The 5,419-nt window shown below is 50.0% G+C and carries 4 protein-coding genes and 2 pseudogenes; 1 reads left to right on the plus strand and 5 read right to left on the minus strand.

The annotated features are described in order from the left end of the window. The 5 genes and pseudogenes from CFR80_RS16755 to CFR80_RS20010 form a co-directional block, all read right to left on the minus strand. Positions 1-366, minus strand: a 366-nt coding sequence (locus CFR80_RS16755; protein WP_146221678.1) for a transposase, incomplete at its 3' end; no start/stop codon positions are given. Between the two features lie 63 nt (positions 367-429). Next, a pseudogene (locus CFR80_RS16760) lies at positions 430-1,208 on the minus strand (IS5 family transposase). 506 nt (positions 1,209-1,714) lie between these two features. Beyond that, positions 1,715-3,847 (minus strand): hypothetical protein, encoded by a 2,133-nt coding sequence (locus CFR80_RS16765; RefSeq protein ID WP_258367918.1) that lies wholly within the window; start codon positions 3,845-3,847, stop codon positions 1,715-1,717. 73 nt (positions 3,848-3,920) lie between these two features. Next, entirely contained in the window at positions 3,921-4,172 is a 252-nt protein-coding gene (locus CFR80_RS16770; RefSeq protein ID WP_110507747.1) for a hypothetical protein, read from the minus strand. Positions 4,173-4,309: 137 nt separating this feature from the next. Beyond that, positions 4,310-4,486: pseudogene (locus CFR80_RS20010) on the minus strand (IS5/IS1182 family transposase); the annotation flags it as partial. On the opposite strand from CFR80_RS20010, the gene CFR80_RS16775 reads away from it, so the two are divergent. Further along, positions 4,468-4,950, plus strand: a complete 483-nt coding sequence (locus tag CFR80_RS16775; protein WP_258367919.1) for an NAD(P)H-dependent flavin oxidoreductase — start codon at positions 4,468-4,470, stop codon at positions 4,948-4,950. The pseudogene CFR80_RS20010 and the gene CFR80_RS16775 overlap by 19 nt on opposite strands. The last annotated feature ends 469 nt before the right edge of the window (positions 4,951-5,419 follow it).

Below are 5,419 nucleotides of genomic sequence, written 5' to 3' on the forward strand. Positions count from 1 at the left end.
CAGGACCTGCGCAAATGCAGCTTCAATGGCTGTCCGGTTCGTCCGGCGGAAGGTCGCAATCGTATCATGATCCGGATGCAGGTTCGCCGCCACGAAGCGTACCCCGATGTCGCGATATGTCGCCCGCTCGATCCGGCGTGAGGAAAACAACCCGTTCGCATAGCTGAAGATCAGAAGGGCCAGCATCAGGCGCGGATGATACTGCGCCTTGCCTCCCGTGCGCACTGGCACGCAGAACGCACTCATCGGAACCCGCTCAACAGCTGCGACAATGAAATGCGCCATATCGTCAGCCGGAAGCCACGACGTCAGATCAGGCGGCAGAAGATACGGCTGGGATCGGTCAAACGGGATGAAGCGGCTCATCGCGACACTCTACAGCCTTACCCCTTCACAGGGTACCCCAACCCGACAGGCTGCTAGGGCCTGTTAGGCCTTGATGTAGTCTGCTGTAGCAGCGAGGAGAATGACGGCGAGAAAGGACGCTGCCGTCTTTTCATAGCGTGTGACAACGGCCCTCTATTCCTTGAGCCTTGCCCACAGGTTTTCGACCAGATGCCGGTGTCTGTACGCCCATCTGGGACAGGCGACTTCTGGATCATTTTTCCTTGGCGGGATGACGGGACGGAACCCGTGGTTCCAGAGATATTCACGGAATTTCTGCGAGGCATACCCGCGATTGCAGACGGCATGGATCGGTGGGTGTGGCAGCTCATCAAGCAGGGCATAGGCACACGGCAGTTCGTGCGCCAGTCCGGAAGAAAGCGTGAAGGAAAGAACCCTGCCATGGCCTTCTGCGACTACACAGACCTTGGTGCCAAAACCTCCACGTGAGCGGCCAAGCGCCTCACGATCTCTGCGGCGTCCATTCTATCCCTTTTTTGGCGGCACCGGCCGCCTTGTGATGGGCACGGATCGTCGTCCCATCAAGAAAGACGATGCCCAATGCCGGCTCCGGGCTGCTGACCTTTTCAAAGAGGCTCTGCCTCACCCCACGCTTCGACCAGCGAATGAACAACTATGCGGCAATCCACCAGGGACCAAACGCAGAAAGGCAGGGTACGCCATTTCGCGCCGTTCTGATGGCGCCAGAAAATCGCGGATATCGTCCGTCGAAGGTTCTTCGGCGGGGTCTTTCCCTTCGGACGGACTTCCTCGATCAAGGGCGCCCAGACGGACGATGCGGTATCGGAAAAGACAGACCACATCATGCTCATCATAAACAGCGATGCAGTCCGTTCTGTCATTCAAGGCCCAACAGACCTTAGGCCTGCATCCGTTCCAGCGTGGGGACGGCCAGATAACGCCTCGCAGATCTCCTCGGCATAGGCCGCATCAATCTTGCCGCGTTTGACATAGGGTTTCACGTAAATCGCCGGCACCATGTTCACGGTATGCCCCGATGCTGCAATCTCGTGCGTCCAATAATGCGACGCGCTGCAATATTCCATGCCAACCAGACACGAGAGAAGCGTTTCAAAGAAACGGGAGACCTCGCCACGTCGCAAATGACGGTGCACAAGAATATTTCTCTTACTGTCGGTCCCCTGCAACTAAAAAAACATTCGTAGTCAATTACAGACCAATTTTCGAAATCGTTTCCATAGGTAGCTCCCGACATTGTAGATAGCAATAAGTTTATCCTCGCACATCCCGTACAGGGACTGTCCACAACATCACATCTGTCCACATCTTGCCATTTTTATACAAATATTTACGATGAAGAAACAAACCTTTTAATCAGGTCTTTCAAACCATGGTCTGATATTTGTACATAGTCTTTCTGAAGAGCAGGTTTCAATACATCCAGCGGAATGCTCTGCCTCAGGAATTCCATGTCAATGGCAGCAGATTGCTGGAGGAATACGTCACTTTCATAAAATATGGTCTGGGCAAACCGGTGCCAGAAAGGTCTGTCCTGATAATGGGTGGAAAGTACCGGGTCCCTCATGATCTGTAAAATCAAATCTTTACCATCGAATGCCCGGGCAACGGCTGTTGCGCGACCGGCAAAATAACGATCTCCTACCCCTTCGATCCAGTATGCATGCGGGTCATAATCACAGATCGCGACGTCTTCCGATGTTTGATGTACAGCTTTCTCGATCTGGTCGATAATGGACCCGCCACGAAAAAGAACATCTGGCCTTATCAGGGCCATATTGCCAATCGGTTGTGCCGTTTTCTGTGTAGCCTGCTTCGCCAAGCCATAAAGGGCCGCGATGCGATGCCACATACGTGCCTGATTTTCTATGCCAACACTGACTCTTTTATAAAAAGAACGGAATTCCTTTCCGATATCTTCCAGATATTGATCTTCGGTTTCAATGTTGATGAATATATCTTGATCATGAAACCCATTTTGCGAGGCAATACTACGAATTATGCCCTCATCGACCATATTATTGGTGCAGGAAGCCTTCTGTAATGCATCTGCCGTATGCGGTAAAATATGCCGCAATTCCAATAGATTTTTGATATGATTGGTGGATATGATCTTCTGCAGGCACCGGGGTATACGAGATAAAAATTCCCCCACCAGTGTGCCATCTTCAATCTTTTTCTGTCCCGTCAGGTTCCACGTCGCAATACCAATACTCAGGCGTTTGCCTGCGGCACGGTATTGGGCAGTATCTGCATGCAGATATTTCATAATTTTTGAGAAACTGCCCTGCGGATCACGCATCTGCCCGAAAATTCCAATAAAAGTATGATTTTCTCCCCCTGTGCGCAGAAAAATGTCATGTCGTGGCTGATTGAGAAAAGGGATACCTCGTATCCCGCCCCCGTTCAGCCGGGCGCGGTACCGGGACAGGACTTCCGTGGCCCATACGGGAGTGCTGTCGAGCACACTGAAAGAAAACGCATTCAGGTTGCCATTGCGGAAATCCAAACAGAATGATGATTGAAGAAAAGCATTAAGGCATTTTAGAAATATCCCTCTAATAGAAATATTTTTTTGCGAGAAAATATCGAAATATTTTATAAACAGAGGGTGCAGCGACAATGTTTCAGACACAAACATTTTTTGCGACAGAATTCGCTGGATATCCGCCTGTTTGTCAAAAGAAACAGCCAGATGAAAGACGGTAGCAGCCCTATCCGCATCAAGATCAGTTATATGGTCACATAGAAAGGAAATCACCAGACCACCGACATCAATGCCGGGTACAGGCGTATTCCATATGACACGCTCAATATCCCCCTTAAACCCTTGGGCACTTCCCGCCTGGCGGCTCAGTAATCCCGATACAAGGGGTCGCAGCGCCTGTGCATCAGGAGACCATCCTTTATCAGGGAGAGACTGTCTGGCGAGGAACTGCTGGTTCATTTCCATCATGTAGCGCGCCAGTCCGCGGGTAAGTTCTTCCCATAATGACGTAAATGGCCACCAGCTTTCCCGGATAGGCACCTGATTGTAGAGGGTCAGTGCACGATCAGACTGCCCCGTCTGCCGGAGCGTTTCAGCTTCAATCAGTTGCATGACGGGATCATTTCGCAAATGTCCAGGAAGATTATCCATATATCTGATCTGCAGAGGCAAATCGATATTACGAGAAATATTCAGGAGGCTGATTTCAATGGAAAGACGAAGATTCAGACCGAAGAAAACAGGTAGCCTGTTCAGAATATCAAATATATCCCGATAATTTTCGTCATTGATCTTGCGAACCAAGGCCTCGATAATCTGTTCCTGCAATATCTTTATGGAATCCGGACAATCTGGATCTTCGAATTTGCAGACATGCCTTCCCGTATTCAGGATTTCAATAACAGCATGTGTTTTATCTTCATTGATGAAATTTAGCACAGACTGTCTGTTTTTCAGTGCAAATTCGTAGTTCATTCTTGTTTCCTTTATATTATTAATTTATTATTTTAAGTAAATACTCAAGATCAACAGCAATAAGTTCGTGGCATTAATTCGAAAACTCACAGAACCTCATGGCCCGTTGTGCAAGAAATTCATAATGAATAATTATGACATGTTTAATAAGATGATTATAAAGGGACGTCATATACAGTTCGGGCAGACGCATGACCATCGCCAAATCAGCTTCCTTTTCCGCATAGGATACGAAAGGGTCTGCAACCGTAAGAATATCATCGAGATCGATAATGGGTTTCTTCACCTTGCTGACGTCTCCATCTGACCATAGCCCCAGCGTCAATGTTGTGGCTTCCTGCTGAAGGTCACGAAGGAGGATGCAACTTTGCCGCTATTTGTCTCAGTTGAAACACATAGAAAGGTAAAAAGGTGAGTATTCGGTTAAAAAAACCATGCAGGCTCAGGATCTATCAGAGGGTGTTACGTACCGTAAGCGAGTATAGCGGCGTTTCTGAGCATGAAACATGCGAAAGCGACGACAAAGAGACTTGCGAGCGTTGAAGCGGAACGCTCGTAATCCATGACAAGCCTGCGGCATCGTGTAGCTCATGCAAAAAACCGTTCTACGACCCGCCAGCGTGGCTGCAAAACAAAGCCGCATCAGGCTTTCTTCAGCCGAGAAGATTTCGGCCCTGAAGGCGACAGGTACGCTTTTGCTGGTAACAGTAACCAGTCTGGAGAAAGCCCATGCTACCGAAACAACAGGGATGGATGCGATTGTGGCACAAGGGATTGAGGCGGGCGGCCATCGTGGCATTTTCGGTCCGACAAATCATGACGATGCTCTGGGAACATTTGCCCTGACCCGCCTTCTTTTACGGAAATGCAATATTCCTGTGATTGCCGCAGGCGGTATCATGGATGGAGCAGGCATGGCGGCTGCCTTTGCCCTGGGTGCCGTCGCCGCACAGATGGGCACGGCCTTCATTCTCTGCCCGAAGACAGACGCGGATGAAGCTTACCGAAAGGCTTTGGCGGACCAGCCGCGTTTCATACATGCATGGCCGTTCTTGTTTCAGGACGTCCTGCGCGCTGTCTTCAAAATCGGTTTACAGGCCTGAGTGGCAGTATCGGCATTCCACCGGTTCCCGATTACCCCATTGCTTATGATGCGGGGAAAGCGCTCAACAAAGCTGCCAGAAACTGTGGTGAAAATGGTTTTGGCGCTTATCGGGCAGGTCAGGGGGCCCTCTGGCGCGGGCTATGCCAGTAAATCAGCTCATGGACAAACTGAAGGAAGAATTGCGAGAGGCACGCTGTTTTATGACGTAATTGCCAAGGTATGTCGTCAGTTAGATTCCGTTGGCAAAAGGTCTTTTCAGACTGGCCTATACGTGATTCAAAGCTGGTCTTTGCGGAGACCTGTAGATGCGTGGCGACCTGTCGGACGAGGAATGGGCGACGACATATGGATCGTTTGATACGCATATAATACCAAAGGACGTAGCCACTGACTCGTGTATGGAGTGACGAACGGCGCCGGCCCTGATTCTCTTGATGCAGGAGGATCTGGCTGATGACGAGGGCGGT

The sequence above is a fragment of the Komagataeibacter oboediens genome, assembly GCF_003207815.1.
In the GTDB taxonomy this organism is placed as follows: Bacteria; Pseudomonadota; Alphaproteobacteria; order Acetobacterales; family Acetobacteraceae; genus Komagataeibacter; species Komagataeibacter oboediens.